The following is a 21,203-nucleotide window of genomic DNA, read 5'->3' as shown; positions in this document are numbered from 1 at the left end:
GCCTCGGGCATTTTTATTTGCGGGTATAACTAGGTGTTGAATTATTGAACAATTAACTGTTGATTGGTAAAAACAAGCCTTAGACCACGGGCGAAATATGTGTGCTTATCTATACTCAAAGCAACAAGGTTTTATTGCTAAGGTAAATTTGGGTTGAAGCCTAATAACAATACTAATAAAGGGGTCGATTATTGGACAAATCGGATCAGTGAATTAGAAATGCCCGCACTGTGTTCGACTGTTAAATCGCTAGAAAAGCTCGCCAAGGATGACGTTTCCTCTCTCGCATTACTTGGGCGTAGCGTGATGCACGATAACGCCTTAACCTCTCGTATTCTTCGAGTTGCCAATAGTGCTATTTATCATAAGGGGAGTAGCCAAATCTCCACCGTTAGCCGCGCCGCCATAGTGCTGGGTTTCGATGCGGTGCGAAATATCTGTATTACAGCTAAGTTACTTTCAAGCTTGTTGGAGAGTAAAAATCTCGCGCCTAACGTATATCAAAGGTTAATTAAATTGATGGCCAAAGCATTTCAAGCCGCCATGATGGCGCGGATGATGTTGAGTCATCATGACGAGGAGATGCAGGAGGAAGCCTTTATTGCCTCTTTGTTGTATCACATCGGCGAGAGCGCTTTTTGGAGTATTGGGGGCGAATTTACCGAAGAATTAGACTTAACACTCAGCCAATGTGAAACGCCCGCCGAAGAGAGAAGTGCTACCCGCGAAGCCCTTGGTGTTTCTTTTTTGCAGCTCACCCAGAGTATTGCCCGTAATTGGGGATTGGGGGAGTTGCTGATCCAAGCATTGAACTATCCAGATGACCAGCGGCCAGATATTCGGGCTATTTTTCTTGCCGATAAGCTCTGCGACATTTTATCGCAACCCGTTCTCGATAAGCTCGAGTTAGCGAAACGTATGACTCAAGCGGCGAGTTTTACTGGGCTAGAAGAGAAAGAGTTTTTGGTGCGAATGCAACGCTGCGCGAATGCGACCCATAAGTTGGCAGAAGTGTACTGTGCTAAAGTGTTACTCGATTACTTGCCCGATCCTAAACGTATTGTCGCCGCTGAACCCGACCTACCTCCCATTCCGTTAGATATGCCAGTCTATCAAGTTAACTTGAATATTCAGTTAGCTAAGTTGCGTGAATTGACAGGTTTTGCCATTAATAAAGCAGATTTCAATCAGATAATGCATACAGTTCTTGAAGGTATTCTTGAGGGCGTGGGTGTTGACCGCTGCGGCGTTTTGTTGTTATCGCCCAGCCGTAAACAGCTCCAACCTAGGGTGATATTGGGCCGTGATGCCGATGCGATAAAACAAGAGTTTATTATCGATTTGAGTGACAAACGTGGGCTATTTCATCAAGCGATGGAGCATAAGGCGCCACTTTGGGTGGACGATCCCAGCTCTAAAAAATGGCAGGAGCAGTGCAAGGAATTACAAGCTCGGCACGTGTCACGGCAGGGCTTTTTACTGGCGCCTTTGTTGATCGACAGCAAAGTGATCGGGTTTTATTATGCTGATCGTGGTCCTTCACAAAGGGCATTTGATGAAGTGGATTTTCAAAGTTTTATCCACTTCTCCCAATTGGCGAATGTGTGTTTTACCGTGTCCTTAAGATAGCGTTCGCTGTTAACTGTTTTATCTTAACGCTGCTTTTTTTGAAACCGTACTCTTTGAAACTGTACAATTTGAAACAGCGATGCTATCTAAATCTCACTTTTATAAATGGTACGCTTTCGAAACCCTATTCGGCGGAGTGCGGCATTATTGTTTATTTGCGGCTTTGATCTCGGTGGTGATCTGTTTCGCTATCTCATTGGGGATTGGGAAACTTAAGTGGTATTGCGCAATTTTCCAGTTGCCATCGGTTTTGATCAAAGTACCGGTTCCTCGGCTGACGCCATAGGCGGGGCTATTTAATAACTCGTCGAACACTATGATGTCGCCATGTTGGATTATATGCCGCTCCGTTAAATCATAGCGCCAACCTTTTGTAGGGCGGGAGTAATGTTCAAACTCCGCTATTCCCCAACGCTCACTCGCATCCGTGCCAATAAAAATGCCGTCTTTTCGGTACAGGGCAAAATACTTATCCCAATCGGCATCGCTTGAATATTGGTTGAGTAAATCCAACACCTGAGCTGCCGCTTGTTGGTCTGAACTCGATGTTGTTTGAGCGCCTTGGACTTGAGTGTCTTGTGTTTGAGCGCTTTGTGTTGGCGAGTCCTGTGCCTGTGCGCTTACATTAAGGCCGCCGAGCATTAATACGCTGAGCAGTAACCCCAAGCTAATGCGAATAATATTAGTGGCGCGATTAACACTGGTGTCTTCAACTGCAAATGCATGAGTGTCTTTGAGCATTTAGTGTGCCTCTACTTTTATAGGTTAATGCCAGTTTATCGGATCGAGTTGATAAAAGCGGCTCAGTTCCCGATACAAGTCCGGGTGTTGTTGGTAGAAATCCTCTGGCTTTTCAAAAAAGACTTCAGTAATAACGGCAAAAAATTCAGCGGGATTCGTCGCACCATAGTAATTAAATAATGAGGGCGTGCCATCGTTGGCGCTGTGCTGTAATTGGCTGAAAGCCTTGCTTAGCACTTCGGACCAAGTGCTGTAATCGGCAAAATGTTGCAGTATCGGCGCGCCATTGGCTTGGCCGTCTTCTTGATCGAGCTGATGGGCAAACTCGTGGATCACGACATTATTGCCATCGTGGGGATTGGCGGCGCCGTCTAAGGTATTTTTCCACGAGAGCACCACTTTGCCGTATTCCCAAGATTCGCCCGCCAGCACATTGCGCTGTTCCCACACGATACCGCTCGTGTCTCTATGTTGATTATTAACGATAAAGGCATCGGGATAGACCAAAATTTGTTTCAGTTTGGGGTAAAAATCTGTTTTTCGATTGAGCAGCAGGAGGCACGCCTGTGCTGCGATAGTGACTCTCACTTCATCGGTGATCTCGAAATCATCGCAGCCAACAAACTCCTTTTCATCGATGAAGATTTGGATAAGCCGTTTGAGCTGTAGCTGTAAATCTGTCGGTAACGCATGGAAGTAAGGCAGTCTTTTTTTGAGAATGCTGCGCCATTCTTTAGGAAAGGGTTTGGCCGTAACTCGGCGGCGGTGCAAGGTTTTGCGCCAACGACTTGAAAGTAGCCAAGCAATTGCCCCTACTCCGAGGATAAGCGTGATAACAATGGCGAGCATACTTTCCCTGACCTAATCCTGATTAACTTAATATTAGCTAATGGGGGTGAAGAGGACTTAACTCAATCCTTTGCTGAAAAAAGAACCGTTTCTGCCGCCGCGATTGGCGCCTTAGGAATAGCGAATGGGTTGGCCGAGGAGGGCTTCGGTACGGTTACGCCCCGTCAGTTTTGCATGATATAGGGCTTCATCGGCTCGATTAATTAAACTATTTGCATCCAGCTGTTGCGGTAGTTGCCAGCAAGTAATCCCGGCGCTGATGGTAAGTATGCCCGCATGGGGAGAGTCTTCATGGGGAATTTCTAGGCTGATGATTTTCTCCCGTAATCGTTCGGCAAATTGATAGACCTCCTCGAGATGACTCGATGGCAGCACTATCATAAATTCCTCACCGCCATAGCGGGCAAGCATGTCAGTTGGGCGTTTTAAGATGGATTTAGCGGCGTTAACAATGTTTTTCAGACATTGATCGCCGGCGACATGGCCGTACCTGTCGTTAAATTGTTTAAAATTATCAATATCAAACAGAATGATGCCAAGGGGCATATTGTGATCCCTTGCATACTCGAGTTCTTTTTGGAGTTGTATATCTAAATAACGGCGGTTGTAGCAGCCTGTTAGTCCGTCAGTTTCCGCCATTCCTTTAACCTGGGCCGCATAGCTTTTTAGTGTTTCTAAAGAGTTCACCATTTGCTGCAGTTCTAGGTTGTCAGTGACCGGCATGTGGGTGTCGAGCTTTTCATTGGCGATAGCGTTCATGGCATCTCGCGTCGCCATCACAGGTTTGATAATGCCCTTAGTGATAAAGTGCCAGCTGGTGAGCCAGATGAAGAAGCAATACAGAATACCACTGCAAAAAATCAATATGATAAATGCGGTACTGTCACTTTTAAGCTCGCCGCCCGTTTGTTGGATTTCATTTTCGACTTGGTTAACCAGATTCTGGGTATAGGTCGCAACTATTTGCGCGGCATCGGCTTGGTACTCTAAATGCGCATTGGCTATATAGGTACTTTTAATGGCCTTGCGGGACAGTTCAAATAGGTTATCTTCACCGACCATGGTCTGCTTTATTTGCGATAACAAATTGAAATATAAACCGGTATCCCCGTTAATCCCTTCGAGAATCGCCTCCATATTTAACAGTAGCCGCATCGCTTCTCTTTGGGTGTGGTTAAGCTCAACTAGATTGTCGATAATTTTTACTTGAGAGAGGCTGGTAAATAAGTGTTCTCCCAAATGACTAAATTGAGACAATTGCTGATTGGTATTGATGTTCACCGAAATCTTGTCAAAATTTTTCAGCTTAAGTTGACGTTCAGAATCGGCATTGATACGGTGAAATTGGGTTTGCATTTCATCGGTAAATCCCGATGCCATTGAAGTTAAATTGGCTTGAATATTTGTCGCTTGTAAATTGGCTTGAAGGGCGGAATCGGTTAACTCGCCAAGTAATGGCAACTGTTGTAAATAGTAAAGTTGAATATCTAACGCGTGATTCAATTCTTGCTTACTGACTGCAGAGGTTTCAATGGACGTCAGTAATCGGGAGTCATTAATTAGTCGTTCCCACTGCGCCGAGAGTTCACTCAATAGACGAAGTCTTTGTTGTTCATTATCATAATGATTAAGACGCGCTGTGATGATTTGGAGTTTTTCACTGTTTTTTGCCAGTTGTAGCGCAGTGGTGACTTTTACCACATCGACGCCCACCAGTTGCTCAATTTCTGATTTCAGTTGCTGAGACAGTAGTATCGCAACAACACCATTAAACAGCGCCATGCCCACTATGATATAGAAGGCTAAGGTTATTTTTTGTTTTAGGCTTTTCAGCGGCTTAGTGCTTGTCATTAGTTTTCTTGTCAATCGCAGGTACCTCTCCATAGGTATTTTGGAGGTGTTTTATCTCTGCACTTAATTTAATAAAAATATCCTCGCTGTCAGCTGGCATGCGGCTAGCGCGATAACATGCATGGCTGAGTTCAGGGTAAATCTGTCCCATGGCTGTACTGGTAAAATGCCCAAGTTCTAACACCTTAGTTGACCAAAACATATTCGCGATATGGCTTGCTTCGAATGCCCCCGCTATGGTCCTTAATGATTCACTTTTAAATTCGTTGGCGGTCACAACATCCATACGACAGGGGTTACCGCCGCCCAAGGCATAAGCGTGTTGCGCCTCATAGGTGCCCATATATTTGATGAGCCAATAGGCCGCTTGGGGATTTTTGCTGTCATAACTCACGGCAAAAGCATAGGCGCCGTTATAGGGATAACCGCCGGGTACTTGACTCACAGCAAGGTGTGCGCCGGGAATATTTTGCTCAACTTTGAAGGATTTATGCCACAAATTATTGTAAGCGAAAGGCCACATTGCCGCTTGCCCTGTGGCGATTGCATTGGCAGCCTCATTGAAGGCAAATTGCTCGTTAGCAGGTACGGCATAGGGCATTAATTCGCGATAAAGCTTAGCGGCTTTGATGGCCTCATGGTTGATAGTCGGCACCTCAAAATGACTGATCTTTTTTTGTTCATTATAAATTGGCTGCATCCAAGCGCCGCCTAAGCTCCAGATCATGCTGGAAAATTCATCGTTAATATGTGGCTTATCACCCGACATTAGCGCCAAGCCATAAAAGTCGTGGGTTAACATTTTATCCGCCAACATAGTGCCCGCTTTACGGGTGAAAAACTGGGCTTGATCCCGTAACTCGGTTAAGGTTTTTGCTGGTGCGAGCGGGTAACCGAACTGGCTCTGAAAATGTGTTTTTTCAGTGTTATTATCGAAGAGGTCGGCTCGGTAATGATTACCCATCACATAGTTATTGTAGGGAATAGCATGGATTTCTCCATGGTAGGATAAGATGTTCAGTAGCGATGGGTAATAGGGTTCTAGGTATTTCTCCATGGCCTTTTCACCGTCGGGATCGTAGAGTTTTGCGAGTTCGACTAAAGGGACTGTGTAGCCATTGGCTGCCCATTCTTTTGCCCAGCCAGCTTCCATCGTCAGCAAGTCGTATTTGCCTGAACCTTGGAGTAAATCTTGGGTCTGCAAATTAAACATACTATCGAGTTCGGTGCTGATCACTTGCACTTTTACACCGGTTTTTTCAGTGAATTTAGGCAACATTTCTTGCGTTAAATAGTCGGTCCAAAATCCCTTTTCTGCGACTAAGGTGATGGGCGCTTTGTTCGTGAGCGGCGGGATTTGTGCCAATGAAAACTCAGCATAGCAGGGCATTAGAAACGCAGCGCTTAAACAAAGACAGATAAGTTGGTTTGGCTTTCGCAAAAAATACACCTTAACGTTACTGATTCACTGTGAATAAATAACACTTATTCATCATTCTGTACATTTAAGGATAGGTGGGATCAGCACTTATGCCGCGATTATATTGTGGTTTATATTTTAGTTTTTTGTTCTTGAGTAAAAAAGCCGATAACCCGAGCTTAGCTGAGTTACCGGAAAAGGGGGGGAGTATTGCGAAGTGTTAACGGTTTTGGCGCTGTTGTTCTCGTAATTGCCTCAGGGCAATGGGCAGCTCGTAATGTTGTTCAATCAAGAATCGGAGCAGTTTCGATTTGGAGAGCGTGCTGTCTTGCGACAAGGTCGCGAGCTGGCTAATAGCCGCTTCGCTGAGTGAAAAGGTTGCCTTGCGATAGTGAGTTCTGGCCTCAACGTTTGCTGGCGATAAGACTTCTGTCCCTAAGCTCTGTTTATGCAAGATCAGTACATTGGAATGATTCAGCCCAGTGTCAGTTGTTATGTTAGTGAACGTTTGGTCAGCGGTTTTAGCGTTCGTCGTCGCTGCTTCAAAAGCGAAATGACTGCCTTTTGTTTTATTAGGGCTTTGTCCCATTGCATATAAGTTGGCTGCCTCAATAAACTCATCTAACGAAAGCGACGGCTGTATGTTGCTAGATGGCATAGCGTTTTTCTTGAGGTCGCTGAGTCCCATTTTGCCCCCTTTGTTGAGTGGTAAGGTGAGTGGGTTGAGCTTGATGGTGCAAGCCATTATTGATCAAACTATTATTTATCAAACCATTGTGCATCTGACCTTTACCAGTATTCTGAGGAGGCTTTGCAGGGTGTAGGTTGTCTTCTAAACTCGCGGCGCAATCGACTTGGAACAATTCACAGGCAATAGTACGGATTTCTTCTGCGGCCTTTCCGCTAGGGTCGATTTCAATCACTGATAGTCCTGACTCTTCGCTGTCATCATACACATTACGGCAGTAGGTTATTGCATCAAGGACGTTGATATCATAGGTTTTACAGACTTCTTTGGCTTCTAGAATTCGGTTAGCTTGATTAGGTAAACTTGGGCATTGGGTAATCACAAATGAAGCCTGTAGCTTTGGGTTTATCATCTTACAGGTCGCGACGATATCGTCCATGTGGCTAACGGTTTTCAAATCGCGACGCTTAGGTCTTAAGGGCATTAAAATGTAAGCGGCGACAGACATGGTTGCACGTAGCGCTAAGTTATCTTGACCACCACAGTCGACAATGACGACATCATAATGTTGTTCAAGATTGAGCAAGTCATTACGGATCTTGCCGTAAAGCTGCACGCAATTAATGCTGGCCAATTTGGGATTATTGTTCCTTGCCTGGATCCAATCTGATGTGGTGCGTTGGGGATCGCAGTCCACCATGATGACTGAGGCATTGCATTCTGTGGTTAGAAAGACAGCTATGTTTTGGGCTAAGCAACTTTTACCGCTGCCGCCTTTTTCTCCGCCGATTAACACTATCATGACGCATTCCTTAATTCTTTTGATGACCCTTGGGCAGCGAGTTGATGAGTTTGGAGCCACACCGCATTTGTGCTCGAAATCGAATGTAAACCTTATGTTAATCTCAGTCAATTGGCTGATTTTTGACGGTTTTTGATTAAATTGTCAGCAATGGTTTTTTGTCAGTATCTGGTCACGTGCCGTTAATTTGACAAGTAATAGTTGAGGAATAATTTGTGAGTGATATTTTTAAGTTTTTATTTTTAAAAGGTTTAATTTGAGTGGTATCAAGTTGCAGGCTTGTTTGTTGCAATCTATGCCTGTTCACAAAATCTGAATTCTGACTTTTTATTTCTCTATCGGTATAAATGTTAATTTTATATTGCTAAATGTTATTAACAAATCTGTGTAAAGAATCGACTTCTCAGTCGAAAGTGGTCTTGTTTGGTGAGGTGCTTGTCATCAAACTGCCAAATGCTGGCTTTATCATCTCTTAGACTGCCGTCTAAATCGCTTGCAATTTCAACCATGAGAGAAGGGATGCCAAATGGATATCAAAACTATTATGCCTATTAAGTTTGAACTCGTTGAAACCGCACCGCTATTCCATGAATTACTCAATCTGCGTAGTGCCGCTGGCCGCCCTTCCATCGGTGTTGAGCTTGCGGATGTGCAGGCACTGTTTTGGGTCTCTATCCGATTGAGTGACAATGCTGAAATGGAGCATGCTGGCGCGGGAGTCGCTAAGTCTAATCTGTTAGCTACGGCGTGTGTTTACGGTAATAAGCCTGGGCATTTGGCCATTGAAGATTTTATCGTGTTGCCTGAATACCAATCCTATGGGCTGGCGAAGATCATGCTTGAGCGAGTGATGGACTTTGTCGATGGACACGCAAGTTCTGGGACTTGTATCAGCATTACCGCCCATGGCGAGTCTGAGCGTTTATGCAGTGAATATGGTTTTCAATATGCGCCATGCGCTAACTTAGGGCCAAATCTATTAAAGATTGTCGCTTAGGGTTCTGCGTGGAGCATTTTGTGCGTCGATGATGCCAACTTGGCCTTTGAGTGTCGGGTCACTTTTGTGTGCGTTTTTGTATAAGCTAACGGCGACATTGATTGGCTTATGTTGTAGCATCCGTGGGATTATCGGGACGACCTGCACGAGATAACAATCTATGGATCAGCAACTACTCATCGACGCTGTAAATCAAAAAATGCCCTTTGGTAAGTACGCTGGGCGTAAGTTACTCGAATTACCCGAACCTTATTTGGTGTGGTTCCATAAGCAAGGTTTCCCCCAGGGAAAACTCGGTGAGCAATTAGCCCTAATGTACGAAATCAAGCTTAATGGTTTAGAAGGCATGCTAAAACCGCTGTTGAAATGAAGTTCCCGTCTTTTAAGAAAAATACTGCTTTTGCGATAAGTGTTGTATTTCGTGATAGAGATTAGCGATTTATTGTTTTTAGCGTGCTTTAATGCAGCATATTAGCAAAACAAAAGGAACGCAGGCATGATGGCAAAATGGGTAAAATTAGCGGCGGTAGCGACTTTAGCGTTAGGCATGTCAAGTGCTTGGGCTCAGGGTGTCACCCACGAAGGTACTGTTGTTGATACGATGAACGGTGGTGGTTACACCTACGTACAAATTAAAGAAGCTGACACCACTTTTTGGGCTGCAGGTCCTCAAACTGAAGTGAGTAAAGGTGATAAAGTGGCTGTGGTTGAACAAATGTGGATGAACGAATTCACTAGCAAAACCTTAAACCGCACCTTTGATAAACTGTTATTTGTCGGTCAAATCGATAAGAAGTAACAGTGACGAGTGCGCTAACCTGTGCGCCTCTTTAATCCAACGGCTTCGATACTTTCGAGGCCGTTTTTGTTTTTAGCCTTCAATGCCGCAAAATTTGAGCCTATCTCGATTAGGCTAAACGCGGCAAAATAGCACTATTGCTAGCGGTTATTACTCAACAGAGAACACTCAAGTGACGGCGTTTGAACAGTTCGAGATCCAGCCTTATCATTCATGTTATGCCCGTGAGGTGAGTGAGTTATTTCATCTTTGTGTGCATAATATTACCCATGCTCGTTATTCACAGGTGCAACTTGCAGCTTGGTCTGCGGCGCCAAGATCGGCTAAACATTGGGATTTGCGTTTAAACCGCTCGAAGGCGTGGGTGGTATTAGTCAAAGATGCAGCGACAGCTTCTTCAATGTGCTGCGGTTTTATCAATGTCGAAACCCATTTTGCCCACCAAGGTTATGTCGACAGCTTATATATCCATCCAGATTATCAAGCTAAGGGATTGGGTGAGCGTGCCTATCTTGTTTTAGAAGCGTGGGCTAAGGCACAAGGCTATGCGCGCTTGAGTGTGGATGCATCTTATCTGTCTAAAGGATTGTTTACTCGGATGGGATTTATCCAAATACAGCGCAGTTATCAGCAAAAACTTGGGCAAGTGATCCCAGGCTTCTATATGGAAAAGAATATGGAACAGAATGTTTAACATTGGCTCACTAGGGTTTAACCCAAAAAGTAATGTAAGGTATTCCATAGTAAAACATTAGCTTAACGCCGTTGCGTGACTCGATTTAAGTTAAATCAGCGCTATTTAACTTAGATTAGAATACGGTTAATCTTAAGCGATTAACAATTCAAGATGGAGGGCAGAGAATGAAGATCCGACTATTTACGCCATCGGATGTCTCGCAGTTGGCGGCGATCTTTGAGGCGAGTGTGATGCAAGGCTCTGGCGAGTTTTACTCGTTTGCCGAGCGCTCAGCTTGGGCTTATATCGAAGGAGAGACCCGTAGTGAGCACTATTGGCTCGAACGCTTAAAGGGCACCACGATTTGGGTGGCTGAAGCGGATAACATGCTGGTGGGGTTTATCAATCTTAAGATAGGCGCCGACAGTGAAGTTGAAGCCGCTGCCGAAGTGGAATGTCTGTTCGTGCATCCCGAATATGCCCGTTCTGGGGTGGCCACCTCTTTGTATTTTGCGTTGTTTGAAGAAGTTAAAATTTTAGCGCTGAAACGGTTAACGGTTGAAGCATCCTATCTCGCGCGACCTTTTTTTGAGAAACAGGGGTTTCGCAGTATTCGTCGTAATGAACATAAGCGTTTTTTGAATGCGGCGGATAAAGCACAGGGCCAAGCCCAAGTCTTGGTTAATTTCAGCATGACACTCGCGCTATAACTCAGCGTATCAAAGTGCTGGTCTGGTTCGCTCAACGAGGCCGTTAGCACTGCTTTTATAACATCGCCTTATAACATGGCCATCAAAACGCCAATAAAAAACACTGCCAAAGATGACTTGTGGCAGTGCTGCTAGGTGAGTGCTTATCAAGCTGGCATGTAATCACTTACTCAACGGTTTGCTCAATGACTTGCTTAATCGTTTGCTCAATCGTTAAGCGGCTGTACTGAGTGGTTCAGTTAAGCCATTCGCTGGTATTACGCGTTAGCAGACAAGTCGAACACTAATGCGATGACTTGGCCGCTTGTTGCCGTAAAGTCGACAGTCGCAAGTTGGGTCAGATGTGCGCCGTCCCCCGCCGTGAGTGTTGTGCCATTAATATCCAGCGTACCTTCGATCAATTGCACATACAGATGACGACTCGCTTGTTCGGCGGTTCTGGCCATCGTCACTTTTTCGCCTTCGCTCAACATTAAACGATATAAGGTCGCATCCTGCTGCACTTTCAGCGTGCCATTTTCACCGTTTGGTGTCACCACGGCCGTCAGTGGTGAACTCTGTTCGAATGCCTTTTGCTGATAACCCGCATCTATGCCTAAGGTATCTGGACGGATCCAAATTTGTAAAAAGTGTAGCGGCTCAGTATTAGAAGCATTGAACTCGCTGTGGTAAATGCCTTTACCCGCCGACATCAACTGAAACTCACCAGCAGGTAAAGTTTTGATATTTCCGAAACTGTCTTTATGGGCGATAGTGCCAGATATCACGTAACTGATGATCTCCATGTCTTTATGTCCATGGGTATCAAAACCTGCACCCGGTGCAACTCTGTCATCGTTGATGACTCTTAGGGATGAAATCCCCATGTGCTCTGGGTCATAGTAGCTAGAGAAAGAGAAGGTATGTTGACTCTTTAGCCAGCCTAAATCTGCTTGACCGCGATCCTGTTCTTTTCTTAATGTGATCATCTTGCTTCCCCTTTATTTGATGCGGTTAGCGAATACGTTATCGACAGCGAACTTGCCTGCACCTGAAACCGCCAATGACACTGTGGCTGCGAGTAGGGCGAGACCAAATTCGTAACCGTTGTTGGCAAGGAACAGACCGTTGCCTATGTGTACTGAGAAAATCGCTATTATCATAGTGAATGACAATACGAGGGCAGTTGGGCGAGTCAGCAGGCCGAGTAACAGGAATAGGCCGCCGAAGAATTCACTTGAACCTGCCATCAGTGCCATTAAGTAACCTGGCGTCAGACCAATGGATGCCATCCATTGTCCAGTGCCTTCTAAGCCGTACCCACCGAACCAGCCAAACAGTTTTTGTGAACCATGGGCGATTAAGATAATCCCGATAGGAAGACGCAGTGCCAGTGGGGCAAGACTAGGGGCTGATTTGAGTGTTTTTGCGATGAGTGCTTTCATGGGGTATTCCTTATTTCAAATTATTTAACAAGTATTTAAGTGTGTTGTTCAATCAGTTTTAACTCAGTTTTTAAATCTGTTCTAACTTAACTTTACTCAGTATCTACATCCGATTTCGGCAGCGAGTTCCGTAGAACCTCTCCATTGCTAAGCAGTGTAGACTTGACCTTTGGCAAAGAAAATCGGAACATTTTCAATGTCTACTTCAAATAATTTGAATATGAGGTTTTTATGTTGCCATCTATTAGTCTCGATGGATTAATCGTACTCGATGCCATTGATAGAAAAGGCAGTTTTTCCGCAGCGGCCGAGTCCTTGTTCCGTGTGCCGTCGGCGCTGACCTACACAGTGCAGAAACTGGAAAGTGATTTAGGCACAAAATTATTTGAACGTAAGGGCCAACGCGCCGAACTGACCTTAGTCGGCCAACTTGTGCTGCGCCAAGGGCGAGAAATCCTTTCGGCAACGTCTAGGCTGGAAGAAGCGGTGCGTCAACTCGAGACCGGCTGGGAGTCTTCGTTAACCTTAGCAATCGATACTGTCGTGCCGGATTTACCCCTATTGCAGTTGATCGGGGAATTTACTGAGCTGGGTAAGCAAGTGACGGTGAACATTAGTGAAGAGTCCTTAGGTGGCGGCTGGGATGCGCTCTACTCTGGCCGTGCCGATATTGCCATCGGCGTAACGGGTGAACTGCCAAAAGGTCAATATCATCTGGTCGAAATCGGTGAGTTGGAGTTTGTGTTTGCCTTAAATCCTGCCCACCCATTGGCGCAGCATTCGGGCCCTATTCCGACCGAGGCATTGCTGCAATTCCCTTCCATTGTGGTGGCAGACAGTTCGACGGCCTTAGCGCAGCGATCGAGCGGTTTATTTGATAGTCGCCAAGTGATCCGGGTGCCGAATATGCAGACCAAGATTAAAGCGCAGCAATTGGGACTCGGCGTAGGCTATATTCCAAAACACTTGATTTTGGATGCGTTGGCGGCGGGAAGCTTAGTGGCTTGCCATGTGGAAATGCCGCGCCCACCCCAAGCGGTGTTTATGGCGTGGCGTAAAGACGCGCAGGGCAAGGCAAAGGATTGGTTTACTGAGCGCTTGCCACAATGCGACTGGCAGTTTTAGGCGCCCAGCAATTTTAGATAGCTGACCATTTTAGATCACGGGCAATGAGAGCAACGTTTGTTTTGCATCACTGCCTATTCAACGTTTTCTATGTAGTCACTCATTCGTTTACTTTGCTCCTCACTGCATCAATGTTGAAGCCATGAGGAGCATTGGCACTTAACCCATACGTTGGCTGTGGCTGGTGTAATGCACATGCTGTGACAGTAAATCAGACAGATTCGGTGAGCGATTTAAGAATCGAATAAAGGCCTGTGGCAACGTCAGAGACTCCATCGACTCCTGCCAGCGAGCTTGCAGCAATGGATGATAGCCTTCCTTACCCGCAGCAGTGTAAGAGGTCGATACTCCAACATACAGTGACTCTTGTTCAACTGGATACCAAAGGGAGTGACTGTCTGGCTGCATCATCTCTAATCTGAATAAACGTTCGCCCAGTGGACGCCGGCCATCGTAGTAATACCGTAAGCCGTAAGTGTAAGGGAAACTGCCCGCACCTGTGCCACGGACGCTGTTGTTGGTCGCCGCGTTAATCGCCGATTCGAGCGCTTGATAGAGGAATTGACCTTGAATTTCATACTTAACCAGCGGCAATTCGAAGGGCAGTAATTGCCCCACCACATCCGCCAACGTCAACTGGCCTTGGGCTACTGACTGGCGCACACCGCCAGCATTATGCAGGGCAAAGTTTACCCTAGGATCAACAAGCTTAGCTTCTTGGAACATGCTGCGACTCACCCATGGCGCAATTTCACTGCCGTGGGGCAGGGCCTTAGAGGGCAGGCGCGTATGGACTAAGTTTTTTGGCACCAGTGCTAAAACTTTGTTCTCCATATCCGCGATGGCGGGTTTGTAGATGTCTCGGATCACGCCATCAATATCGGCATCGGCATCATCCCAAAGGACATTCGGGTGCTGACTGAGCTGTTGACGCACCGCTTGGTAATCTTGATTATCGACAGCTGTGTTAGCACTTAAGATAAAGTGTTGATCCAGCATGAAATAGTTGCCGCCTGTTAGACTCAGCACTTTCCCTTCAGCATCAAACGTTATCTCGGCTAAGCCGACGACTTCGGCATATTTACCCGCATGCACTATCGGCGTGTTGTTGATGACTTCACCGTAGGGCAGGTTGCTCAAACCTAAGGCGCGAAAATCGCCCTGTAGCGTATGCGTGTGACCACCGACGATAAGGCTAATACCCTCCACTTCGGCCGCGAGGCGTTTATCTTGATCTAAGCCTAAGTGACTGAGCACTATGATATGTTTAATACCTTGATTTTTAAGGTGCTCAACCGTGCGTGCGGTTGTCGCGATAGCATCAACAAAATGAGTGTCAGGATCGGGGCGAGCGATCTCTTTCATTTGATCTAAGGTAATGCCGACAATGGCTAACGTCTTATCGTGGAAAGGCTTAAGCAGGTATTTCGCGCGTTTTTGCTGATGATCATAATCCAAGATATTAGGCAAACCGCGCAGACAACCGGGTTTGTTGAGATCTTCTTGGCTTAAATCCATGTTGCCCGCAAGCAATGGGAAATCAATCTGCTTAGCAAACTCGGCAAGTCTGGCGTTACCTTCATCGATATCGTGGTTGCCAATGACCATAGCATCGGGCGCTAGCAGATTAAGTAAGTGGGCGTTGGCCTTGCCTTTAAAATGGCTGAAATAAAGCGTGCCTTGGAAGCTGTCACCACCGTGCAGGAAAACAAACGGCGTATTGGTTTGTGCAGCAGCTTGACGTGCCTTAGTGATGTGATGGCCGATGCGGGCATAACCACCGCTATGGCTGGTTACATCAAGCTTATGCTGGCCGAGGTTAAGGCTAAATTGGACGCGGCAGGGCTCAAAATTCGAATGGGTGTCATTAATGTGCGCGAGTGAGAGTGTGTAGCTCTGTGTCATAACTTACCTCTATTACGGCGGGTGAGTATATACCCAAGCGACCTCAAAATGCGAGGCTCAGAGGGTTCTGAGTTATCCGCATTCTAAAAGAATAAAGGGAGCTAGGCTCCCTTTATATTAACAAGCACTAAACTGGCTTAGCCTTTAGCCGGATTTGGCTTCGTCATCATCGGATGCGGCTTCAAAATCACCGTCATCGGATAGGCGAATGCCTTTTTGCTTCATGCGCTTAGTCCAAAGTTTACGTGCTAATTGCTGCATATCGGTCGCGGGATCGTTTAAATCGACAATCTCTAAGCCTAACATAGATTCGATAATATCTTCTTGAGTCACAATACCTTGGCTACTGCCGTACTCGTCGACCACCATAGCAATTTGGGTGTTACGTTTAATCATACGCTCAAAAAGTGGCAGAATTTTTGCGGTTTCAGGCACCACAAATAAACTCCGTTTAAGCTCACCAATCGGTGCATCTGGTGTGTAACGCTCAGCCAGCAACACATCGGTACGGGTGATATAACCGATAATATCGTCATGATCCTGATCGTACACGGGAATACGGGTAAAAGGTTTGTCGCGATATTGACGTACAAACTCATTTTGAGTCAGATCCACTGGCAGCGAGAACATCACAGTGCGCGGTGTCATGATTGCTGTAACGGGCATATCACGTACCTTGAGCATTTGCGTCAGAATTTTCGACTCTTGCTCGTCAAGCTCACCGGATTCATGGCCGATTTTTGCCATCGCGCTCATTTCTTGGCGGATATATTGGCCTTCATCGCCTTTGCCCATCAGGCGAGTGACTTGCTGCGACATCCAGATCAGCGGTTTAGTGACACGCTTCATCCACGTCACGGCAACAGACACGCTCGGTGCGAGGCGACGCCAATGGTTGGCACCCAATGATTTAGGAATAATTTCTGAGAAGAACAGAATAATAAAGGTCAATACGCCCGAGAAAACACCCAACATATCGTCACCAAATACTTTCGCTGCTTGCGCACCCGCAACGGCAGCGCCAACGGTATGAGCGATAGTATTTAACGTAAGGATTGACACCAAAGGGGCTTCGACATTTTCTTTCAGTTTACGCAAGCGCGCGGCTGCGGCACTGTCAGTTTGTTCGAGTGATGCGATATAACTTGGGGTAACCGATAGCAGAACAGCTTCGAACACACTGCACAGAAAAGAAACTCCGACAGCGACAAGCACTATAATGATGAGGGTTAACATATAGGTGGAATTACAACTCCGTATTTTAGGCCAACATTAGCCCGTGGAGATTCTAGCATAGGTTAATTGAGTTACTGGCTAAAATTTATTTGCGTCTGTATAATTCGCCGCCCTGTTACAGGATCCGGTTTTGGTGTTGAGGTTAGCTATATGAGTGAAAAGAAGATCAATTTATTAGACCTTGATCGTAAGGCGATGCGCGCATTATTTGCGGACATGGGAGAGAAACCCTTTCGTGCCGATCAGCTCATGAAATGGCTATATCATTTCGGCGTCAGTGACTTCGAAGAGATGACCAACATCAACAAAGTGTTACGTCAAAAATTGGCGGCTCGCTGCGAGATCGTTGCGCCGGAAATTTCGAGCTTCCAAAAATCGACCGACGGGACGATTAAATTCGCAATTAATGTTGGGCAAGGCCAAGAAGTTGAAACGGTTTATATTCCTGAGGATGACCGCGCGACCTTGTGCGTATCATCCCAAGTGGGTTGTGCGCTGGAATGTACTTTCTGCTCGACGGGGCAGCAAGGGTTTAACCGTAACTTAACGGTTTCTGAAATCGTCGGCCAAATCTGGCGTGTATCGCACTTTTTAGGTTTTGCTAAAGACACGGGCGAGCGTCCTATCACTAACGTCGTGATGATGGGTATGGGCGAGCCATTGCTTAACCTAGCCAATGTGATCCCAGCGATGGACATCATGCTTGATGACTTTGGATTTAGCTTATCAAAGCGCCGCGTAACTCTATCAACATCGGGCGTCGTACCTGCGTTAGATAAATTGGGTGATGCGCTTGATGTGGCACTGGCTGTGAGTATCCATGCGCCAAATGATGAGCTACGTGACATTCTGGTCCCAATCAATAAAAAATATCCGCTGGATGAGTTTTTAGCGGGTATTCGTCGTTATATCGCCAAGTCCAATGCAAACCGTGGCCGCGTGACGGTTGAATACGTGATGCTAGATCACATCAACGACAGCACAGATCAAGCCCATGAGTTAGCTAAGTTGATGAAAGATACACCTTGTAAGGTGAATTTGATCCCATTCAACCCGTATCCAGGCTCGCCTTACGGCCGTTCATCTAACTCTCGTATCGACCGTTTTTCTAAGGTGCTAATGGAGTACGGTTTTACTGTGATCGTGCGTAAAACCCGTGGTGATGATATTGATGCCGCCTGTGGTCAGTTAGCTGGGGATATTCGCGATAGAACGAAACGTTTAGCAAAAAAACGCATGCAAGAAAACCAGATTTCAGTCACAATGAATTAACTCTTTGTTTGCACAGATTTATAGGCTTGCCCATGAAGCATGGATTGCCAAGGTTTTCGTTGATTTTAACCCTGTCATTATTGATGACAGGGTGCGTCACTGAGCGTACTTATACTGGGACAGATATCCCGGTTTCTGAACGAAAGTTAGACAAAGTCGCCGCCGCGCGCGAGCGTTTGCAGCTCGGTTTAACCTATTTAAATCGAGGTAACTCGGAACAAGCCAAATACAATCTTGATAAAGCATTAGAATATGCCCCAGAGCTTGAAGATGTGCACACCGCTTTGGCTTATTACTATCAAACCGTGGGCGATTTAGTACGTACTGAAGAGTCGTACATGAATGCCATTAGTACCAAGGACGCCTCTGGCGATTCCATGAATAATTTCGGGGTGTTTTTGTGCCAACAAAAGCAATACAACAAAGCTGAAAAAATGTTTTTGGCCGCAATCGAAATGCCCAAATATACGCGAACGGCCTCAAGCTACGAGAACTTAGGTCTCTGTAGCCGCGAAGCTGGACAAGCAGAAAAGGCACGACAGTATTTTCAGATGGCGTTAAAGTATGACCCGAGAAGATCGGTGTCGTTGCTGGAGTTGGCAGAGTTAGAAGTCGACCAAGGTGATTTTATTCAGGCGCGAAACCAATTAGCGCGATATCACCAAGTGGCTGAGCAAACTCCAGAAAGTTTAGCGCTCGGGATCAAAATAGAGCAGGCAGTGAATGATGATGCCGCTGTGAAGAGATTTGGTATTTTATTGCTTGCCAAATTCCCAGCATCACCTCAGGCCAAGCAATACAGAGTTAATTTGCATCAATGAAAGATCATGAAATCAATGCGCCAGTTGAGTCGGTAGCACCGCAATCTATCGCGCTAGATGTAACGCTTGGAACCTTATTAAAAGCTGGCCGTGAAAAAATGGGCCTTAGTATTCAAGATGCGGCGGTTAAATTGCATTTACGCCCTCGTATTGTTGAAGATCTTGAAGCCGACAATTTTACCAATATTGCCTCATCCACTTATGTTCGTGGTTATGTAAAAAACTATGCCCGTATGGTCAGCGCGGATGCGGCTTTGATTGAAGCGTGTTTAGTGCGCCAAGTGCCTGTGGTGACTGAGCCTGCAATGCAAAGCTTTTCCCGTAAAACGACTTATCAAGCGCGCGATACGCGTTTAACTTGGCTGAGTATTTTTATCGTTATTGTGTTACTCGGCTCGTTAGTCGTCTGGTGGATGCAAAAAACGACTTTGTTAAGCACTATTGATGTATCGAAACCCACGGCAGAAGAGGTCGCCGCCGCGAACCAAACGCTACCTGGTGACGTACTATTGACCGAAACCGATGCGAGTCAACAATTGACCGACATCGCGGCTAACGGCTCTATGTCAATTGACGGTCCGATTAAAGATACCGATGCCAGCACTATTGATGTGAGCACTGGGCCTACTGACAATAATTATCCTCAAACGGTTGATACGAGTAATGAAGATGGTGGCTCGGCTAATGCTGCAACCACAGCGTCTCAAACGGCCTCTTCGGTAGCTGAACAGACGGTAGCTCAACAGACGGTTGTGCAACAGCCTGCAACTCAGCCCGTTGCAACTGCAATACCTTTGCCTGTTTCAACATCGCCAGCCACAGCGACCAATACTCTGGTGGCCGCTGCCGGTGAATCGATTATCAAGGTACAGTTAACGGGTGATTGCTGGATTAACATTGTCGATGCTAAAGGTAAAGCGTTAGTCGATGGTGTGAAAGGCGCTGGCGCCACAGTGCAAGTGAGTGGTGTACCACCATTTAAAATTATTCTAGGTGCGCCGCAAGTGGCGACATTAAGCTTAGATGGTCAAATGGTTAGCTTAGCTGATGTCCCTAAGGGACGTGTCGCGCGCTTAACCTTACCTAAGGCTTAACGACCACCTAATGATCTACAGCACGTACCGAAATAGAGCGTATTAAGCATGTATAATGAAACTCCCATAAAAAGACGTCCTTCCACCCGCATTTATGTGGGTAATGTACCGATTGGTGATGGGGCGCCGATTGCCGTTCAGTCAATGACCAATACTAAGACCACAGATGTTGAAGCGACAATCGCTCAAATTCGTGCCTTAGAAAAAGTTGGTGCCGATATAGTTCGTGTCTCAGTACCAACTATGGATGCGGCTGAAGCCTTTAAACTCATTAAGCAAGCGGTTAAGGTGCCTTTAGTGGCCGACATCCATTTCGATTATCGCATTGCCTTAAAAGTTGCCGAGTATGGTGTTGATTGCTTGCGTATTAATCCGGGCAATATCGGCAACGAAGAGCGTATTCGTAGCGTGGTGGAATGTGCCCGTGACCACAATATTCCTATCCGTATTGGTGTGAATGGCGGTTCATTAGAGAAAGATCTGATGGACAAGTACAAAGAGCCAACGCCACAAGCCTTGCTCGAATCGGCCATGCGCCATGTAGATATTCTGGACCGATTAAACTTTGACCAATTCAAGGTCAGCGTGAAAGCCTCCGACGTGTTTTTAGCGGTTGAATCCTATCGTTTATTGGCAAAACAAATCCGTCAACCTTTGCATTTAGGCATTACCGAAGCGGGCGGCGCACGCGCGGGTTCAGTTAAATCGGCCGTGGGTCTAGGCATGTTATTGGCCGAAGGTATCGGTGATACCCTGCGTATTTCCCTTGCGGCCGATCCCGTCGAAGAAATCAAAGTCGGTTTTGATATTTTAAAGTCGCTGCGGATCCGTAGCCGCGGGATTAACTTCATCGCCTGCCCATCTTGCTCCCGTCAAGAGTTTGATGTGATAAGCACAGTCAATGAGTTAGAACGTCGCCTCGAAGACGTGACTACCGCCATGGATGTGTCTATTATCGGCTGCGTAGTGAACGGTCCAGGCGAAGCCTTAGTGTCGCATATCGGTTTAACCGGCGGACACAATAAGAGCGGATATTACGACGAGGGCGAACGTCAAAAAGAACGTTTTGATAACGACAACATTGTCGATTCCCTCGAAGCGAAAATTCGCGCTAAGGCCAGTCAAATGGCGAACCGGATTCAAATAAAAGACACAACTGAGTAA

The 21,203-nt window shown here is 46.2% G+C and carries 21 protein-coding genes; 11 read left to right on the top strand and 10 right to left on the bottom strand.

The annotated features are described in order from the left end of the window. The first annotated feature begins 153 nt into the window (after positions 1–153). Complete coding sequence (locus tag Q4Q54_RS03250; RefSeq protein ID WP_311987693.1) at positions 154–1,629, top strand: HDOD domain-containing protein; 1,476 nt, start codon at positions 154–156, stop codon at positions 1,627–1,629. A 144-nt stretch (positions 1,630–1,773) separates the two neighbouring features. On the opposite strand, the gene Q4Q54_RS03245 is transcribed toward Q4Q54_RS03250, so the two are convergent. The 6 genes from Q4Q54_RS03245 to Q4Q54_RS03220 form a co-directional block, all read right to left on the bottom strand. Then, the gene (locus tag Q4Q54_RS03245; protein WP_311987692.1) at positions 1,774–2,370 is read right to left on the bottom strand and encodes a nuclear transport factor 2 family protein; all 597 of its coding nucleotides are present in this window, start codon (positions 2,368–2,370) and stop codon (positions 1,774–1,776) included. Between the two features lie 24 nt (positions 2,371–2,394). Beyond that, positions 2,395–3,219, bottom strand: coding sequence for a zinc-dependent peptidase (locus tag Q4Q54_RS03240; protein WP_311987691.1), 825 nt, complete (start codon positions 3,217–3,219; stop codon positions 2,395–2,397). Between the two features lie 111 nt (positions 3,220–3,330). Further along, the gene (locus Q4Q54_RS03235; RefSeq protein WP_311987690.1) at positions 3,331–5,070 is read right to left on the bottom strand and encodes a GGDEF domain-containing protein; all 1,740 of its coding nucleotides are present in this window, start codon (positions 5,068–5,070) and stop codon (positions 3,331–3,333) included. After that, a complete protein-coding gene (locus tag Q4Q54_RS03230) occupies positions 5,057–6,460 on the bottom strand; it encodes an extracellular solute-binding protein (protein WP_311987730.1) in 1,404 nt (467 codons plus the stop codon). Before Q4Q54_RS03230 ends, Q4Q54_RS03235 begins: the two co-directional genes overlap by 14 nt. 250 nt (positions 6,461–6,710) lie before the next feature. Continuing rightward, positions 6,711–7,178 (bottom strand): CopG family transcriptional regulator, encoded by a 468-nt coding sequence (locus tag Q4Q54_RS03225; RefSeq protein WP_311987689.1) that lies wholly within the window; start codon positions 7,176–7,178, stop codon positions 6,711–6,713. After that, the gene (locus tag Q4Q54_RS03220) at positions 7,138–7,980 is read right to left on the bottom strand and encodes an AAA family ATPase (RefSeq protein WP_311987688.1); all 843 of its coding nucleotides are present in this window, start codon (positions 7,978–7,980) and stop codon (positions 7,138–7,140) included. Before Q4Q54_RS03220 ends, Q4Q54_RS03225 begins: the two co-directional genes overlap by 41 nt. Positions 7,981–8,506: 526 nt before the next feature. Here Q4Q54_RS03220 and Q4Q54_RS03215 point away from each other — a divergent pair. The 5 genes from Q4Q54_RS03215 to Q4Q54_RS03195 all read left to right on the top strand — a co-directional run bounded on the left by Q4Q54_RS03215 (position 8,507) and on the right by Q4Q54_RS03195 (position 11,162). After that, complete coding sequence (locus Q4Q54_RS03215; protein ID WP_107946904.1) at positions 8,507–8,977, top strand: GNAT family N-acetyltransferase; 471 nt, start codon at positions 8,507–8,509, stop codon at positions 8,975–8,977. Between the two features lie 160 nt (positions 8,978–9,137). Then, on the top strand, positions 9,138–9,347 hold the full coding sequence (locus Q4Q54_RS03210; RefSeq protein ID WP_006082494.1) for a DUF3820 family protein: 210 nt from the start codon (positions 9,138–9,140) through the stop codon (positions 9,345–9,347). 126 nt (positions 9,348–9,473) lie between these two features. Continuing rightward, positions 9,474–9,776 carry a hypothetical protein gene (locus Q4Q54_RS03205; protein WP_006082493.1) on the top strand — a complete coding sequence of 101 codons (303 nt, stop codon included), beginning with the start codon at positions 9,474–9,476 and terminating at the stop codon, positions 9,774–9,776. 172 nt (positions 9,777–9,948) lie between these two features. Continuing rightward, positions 9,949–10,470: a GNAT family N-acetyltransferase gene (locus Q4Q54_RS03200; RefSeq protein ID WP_311987687.1), complete on the top strand. Its 522-nt coding sequence runs from the start codon at positions 9,949–9,951 to the stop codon at positions 10,468–10,470. Positions 10,471–10,637: 167 nt separating this feature from the next. Beyond that, positions 10,638–11,162, top strand: coding sequence for a GNAT family N-acetyltransferase (locus tag Q4Q54_RS03195; protein WP_106649951.1), 525 nt, complete (start codon positions 10,638–10,640; stop codon positions 11,160–11,162). Positions 11,163–11,419: 257 nt separating this feature from the next. Here the strand turns inward: Q4Q54_RS03195 and Q4Q54_RS03190 are convergent, their stop codons facing one another. Together Q4Q54_RS03190 and Q4Q54_RS03185 are read right to left on the bottom strand one after the other, a co-directional pair. Beyond that, positions 11,420–12,130, bottom strand: coding sequence for a pirin family protein (locus tag Q4Q54_RS03190; RefSeq protein ID WP_311987686.1), 711 nt, complete (start codon positions 12,128–12,130; stop codon positions 11,420–11,422). Positions 12,131–12,142: 12 nt separating this feature from the next. Beyond that, positions 12,143–12,586, bottom strand: a complete 444-nt coding sequence (locus Q4Q54_RS03185) for a DoxX family protein (protein WP_261271499.1) — start codon at positions 12,584–12,586, stop codon at positions 12,143–12,145. Positions 12,587–12,817: 231 nt separating this feature from the next. Between Q4Q54_RS03185 and Q4Q54_RS03180 the strand changes: the two genes are divergently transcribed. Further along, a complete protein-coding gene (locus Q4Q54_RS03180) occupies positions 12,818–13,711 on the top strand; it encodes a LysR substrate-binding domain-containing protein (protein WP_311987685.1) in 894 nt (297 codons plus the stop codon). Between the two features lie 159 nt (positions 13,712–13,870). Here Q4Q54_RS03180 and Q4Q54_RS03175 read toward each other — a convergent pair whose 3' ends face one another. After that, positions 13,871–15,616 carry a bifunctional metallophosphatase/5'-nucleotidase gene (locus Q4Q54_RS03175; RefSeq protein ID WP_311987684.1) on the bottom strand — a complete coding sequence of 582 codons (1,746 nt, stop codon included), beginning with the start codon at positions 15,614–15,616 and terminating at the stop codon, positions 13,871–13,873. A gap of 144 nt (positions 15,617–15,760) precedes the next feature. Continuing rightward, positions 15,761–16,852: a hemolysin family protein gene (locus tag Q4Q54_RS03170; protein ID WP_311987683.1), complete on the bottom strand. Its 1,092-nt coding sequence runs from the start codon at positions 16,850–16,852 to the stop codon at positions 15,761–15,763. A gap of 150 nt (positions 16,853–17,002) precedes the next feature. Here Q4Q54_RS03170 and Q4Q54_RS03165 point away from each other — a divergent pair, with 150 nt between their 5' ends. From Q4Q54_RS03165 to ispG, 4 genes are read left to right on the top strand one after another with little or no spacing between them, the layout of a single operon-like run. Then, positions 17,003–18,124: a bifunctional tRNA (adenosine(37)-C2)-methyltransferase TrmG/ribosomal RNA large subunit methyltransferase RlmN gene (locus Q4Q54_RS03165; protein ID WP_300479900.1), complete on the top strand. Its 1,122-nt coding sequence runs from the start codon at positions 17,003–17,005 to the stop codon at positions 18,122–18,124. A 32-nt stretch (positions 18,125–18,156) separates the two neighbouring features. Continuing rightward, complete coding sequence (pilW, locus tag Q4Q54_RS03160; RefSeq protein ID WP_106649958.1) at positions 18,157–18,945, top strand: type IV pilus biogenesis/stability protein PilW; 789 nt, start codon at positions 18,157–18,159, stop codon at positions 18,943–18,945. Then, positions 18,942–20,039 (top strand): RodZ domain-containing protein, encoded by a 1,098-nt coding sequence (locus Q4Q54_RS03155; protein ID WP_311987682.1) that lies wholly within the window; start codon positions 18,942–18,944, stop codon positions 20,037–20,039. Before pilW ends, Q4Q54_RS03155 begins: the two co-directional genes overlap by 4 nt. Before the next feature lie 48 nt (positions 20,040–20,087). Next, the gene (ispG, locus tag Q4Q54_RS03150) at positions 20,088–21,203 is read left to right on the top strand and encodes a flavodoxin-dependent (E)-4-hydroxy-3-methylbut-2-enyl-diphosphate synthase (RefSeq protein ID WP_311987681.1); all 1,116 of its coding nucleotides are present in this window, start codon (positions 20,088–20,090) and stop codon (positions 21,201–21,203) included.

It is taken from the genome of Shewanella sp. SP2S2-4, from assembly GCF_031932025.1.
GTDB classification, from domain to species: Bacteria; Pseudomonadota; Gammaproteobacteria; order Enterobacterales; family Shewanellaceae; genus Shewanella; species Shewanella baltica.
The sequence above is the reverse complement of the archived record's forward strand: the minus strand, read 5'-3'. Positions and strand labels throughout refer to the sequence as shown.

What these genes read in the sequence shown, in the direction of transcription:
- Q4Q54_RS03245 (WP_311987692.1), bottom strand. Translation starts at nt 2,370, where the DNA reads ATGCTCAAAGACACTCATGCATTTGCAGTTGAAGACACCAGTGTTAAT.
- Q4Q54_RS03240 (WP_311987691.1), bottom strand. Translation starts at nt 3,219, where the DNA reads ATGCTCGCCATTGTTATCACGCTTATCCTCGGAGTAGGGGCAATTGCT.
- Q4Q54_RS03235 (WP_311987690.1), bottom strand. Translation starts at nt 5,070, where the DNA reads ATGACAAGCACTAAGCCGCTGAAAAGCCTAAAACAAAAAATAACCTTA.
- Q4Q54_RS03230 (WP_311987730.1), bottom strand. Translation starts at nt 6,460, where the DNA reads ATGCCCTGCTATGCTGAGTTTTCATTGGCACAAATCCCGCCGCTCACG.
- Q4Q54_RS03225 (WP_311987689.1), bottom strand. Translation starts at nt 7,178, where the DNA reads ATGGGACTCAGCGACCTCAAGAAAAACGCTATGCCATCTAGCAACATA.
- Q4Q54_RS03220 (WP_311987688.1), bottom strand. Translation starts at nt 7,980, where the DNA reads ATGATAGTGTTAATCGGCGGAGAAAAAGGCGGCAGCGGTAAAAGTTGC.
- Q4Q54_RS03215 (WP_107946904.1), top strand. Translation starts at nt 8,507, where the DNA reads ATGGATATCAAAACTATTATGCCTATTAAGTTTGAACTCGTTGAAACC.
- Q4Q54_RS03210 (WP_006082494.1), top strand. Translation starts at nt 9,138, where the DNA reads ATGGATCAGCAACTACTCATCGACGCTGTAAATCAAAAAATGCCCTTT.
- Q4Q54_RS03205 (WP_006082493.1), top strand. Translation starts at nt 9,474, where the DNA reads ATGATGGCAAAATGGGTAAAATTAGCGGCGGTAGCGACTTTAGCGTTA.
- Q4Q54_RS03195 (WP_106649951.1), top strand. Translation starts at nt 10,638, where the DNA reads ATGAAGATCCGACTATTTACGCCATCGGATGTCTCGCAGTTGGCGGCG.
- Q4Q54_RS03190 (WP_311987686.1), bottom strand. Translation starts at nt 12,130, where the DNA reads ATGATCACATTAAGAAAAGAACAGGATCGCGGTCAAGCAGATTTAGGC.
- Q4Q54_RS03185 (WP_261271499.1), bottom strand. Translation starts at nt 12,586, where the DNA reads ATGAAAGCACTCATCGCAAAAACACTCAAATCAGCCCCTAGTCTTGCC.
- Q4Q54_RS03180 (WP_311987685.1), top strand. Translation starts at nt 12,818, where the DNA reads ATGTTGCCATCTATTAGTCTCGATGGATTAATCGTACTCGATGCCATT.
- Q4Q54_RS03175 (WP_311987684.1), bottom strand. Translation starts at nt 15,616, where the DNA reads ATGACACAGAGCTACACACTCTCACTCGCGCACATTAATGACACCCAT.
- Q4Q54_RS03170 (WP_311987683.1), bottom strand. Translation starts at nt 16,852, where the DNA reads ATGTTAACCCTCATCATTATAGTGCTTGTCGCTGTCGGAGTTTCTTTT.
- Q4Q54_RS03165 (WP_300479900.1), top strand. Translation starts at nt 17,003, where the DNA reads ATGAGTGAAAAGAAGATCAATTTATTAGACCTTGATCGTAAGGCGATG.
- pilW (WP_106649958.1), top strand. Translation starts at nt 18,157, where the DNA reads ATGAAGCATGGATTGCCAAGGTTTTCGTTGATTTTAACCCTGTCATTA.
- Q4Q54_RS03155 (WP_311987682.1), top strand. Translation starts at nt 18,942, where the DNA reads ATGAAAGATCATGAAATCAATGCGCCAGTTGAGTCGGTAGCACCGCAA.
- ispG (WP_311987681.1), top strand. Translation starts at nt 20,088, where the DNA reads ATGTATAATGAAACTCCCATAAAAAGACGTCCTTCCACCCGCATTTAT.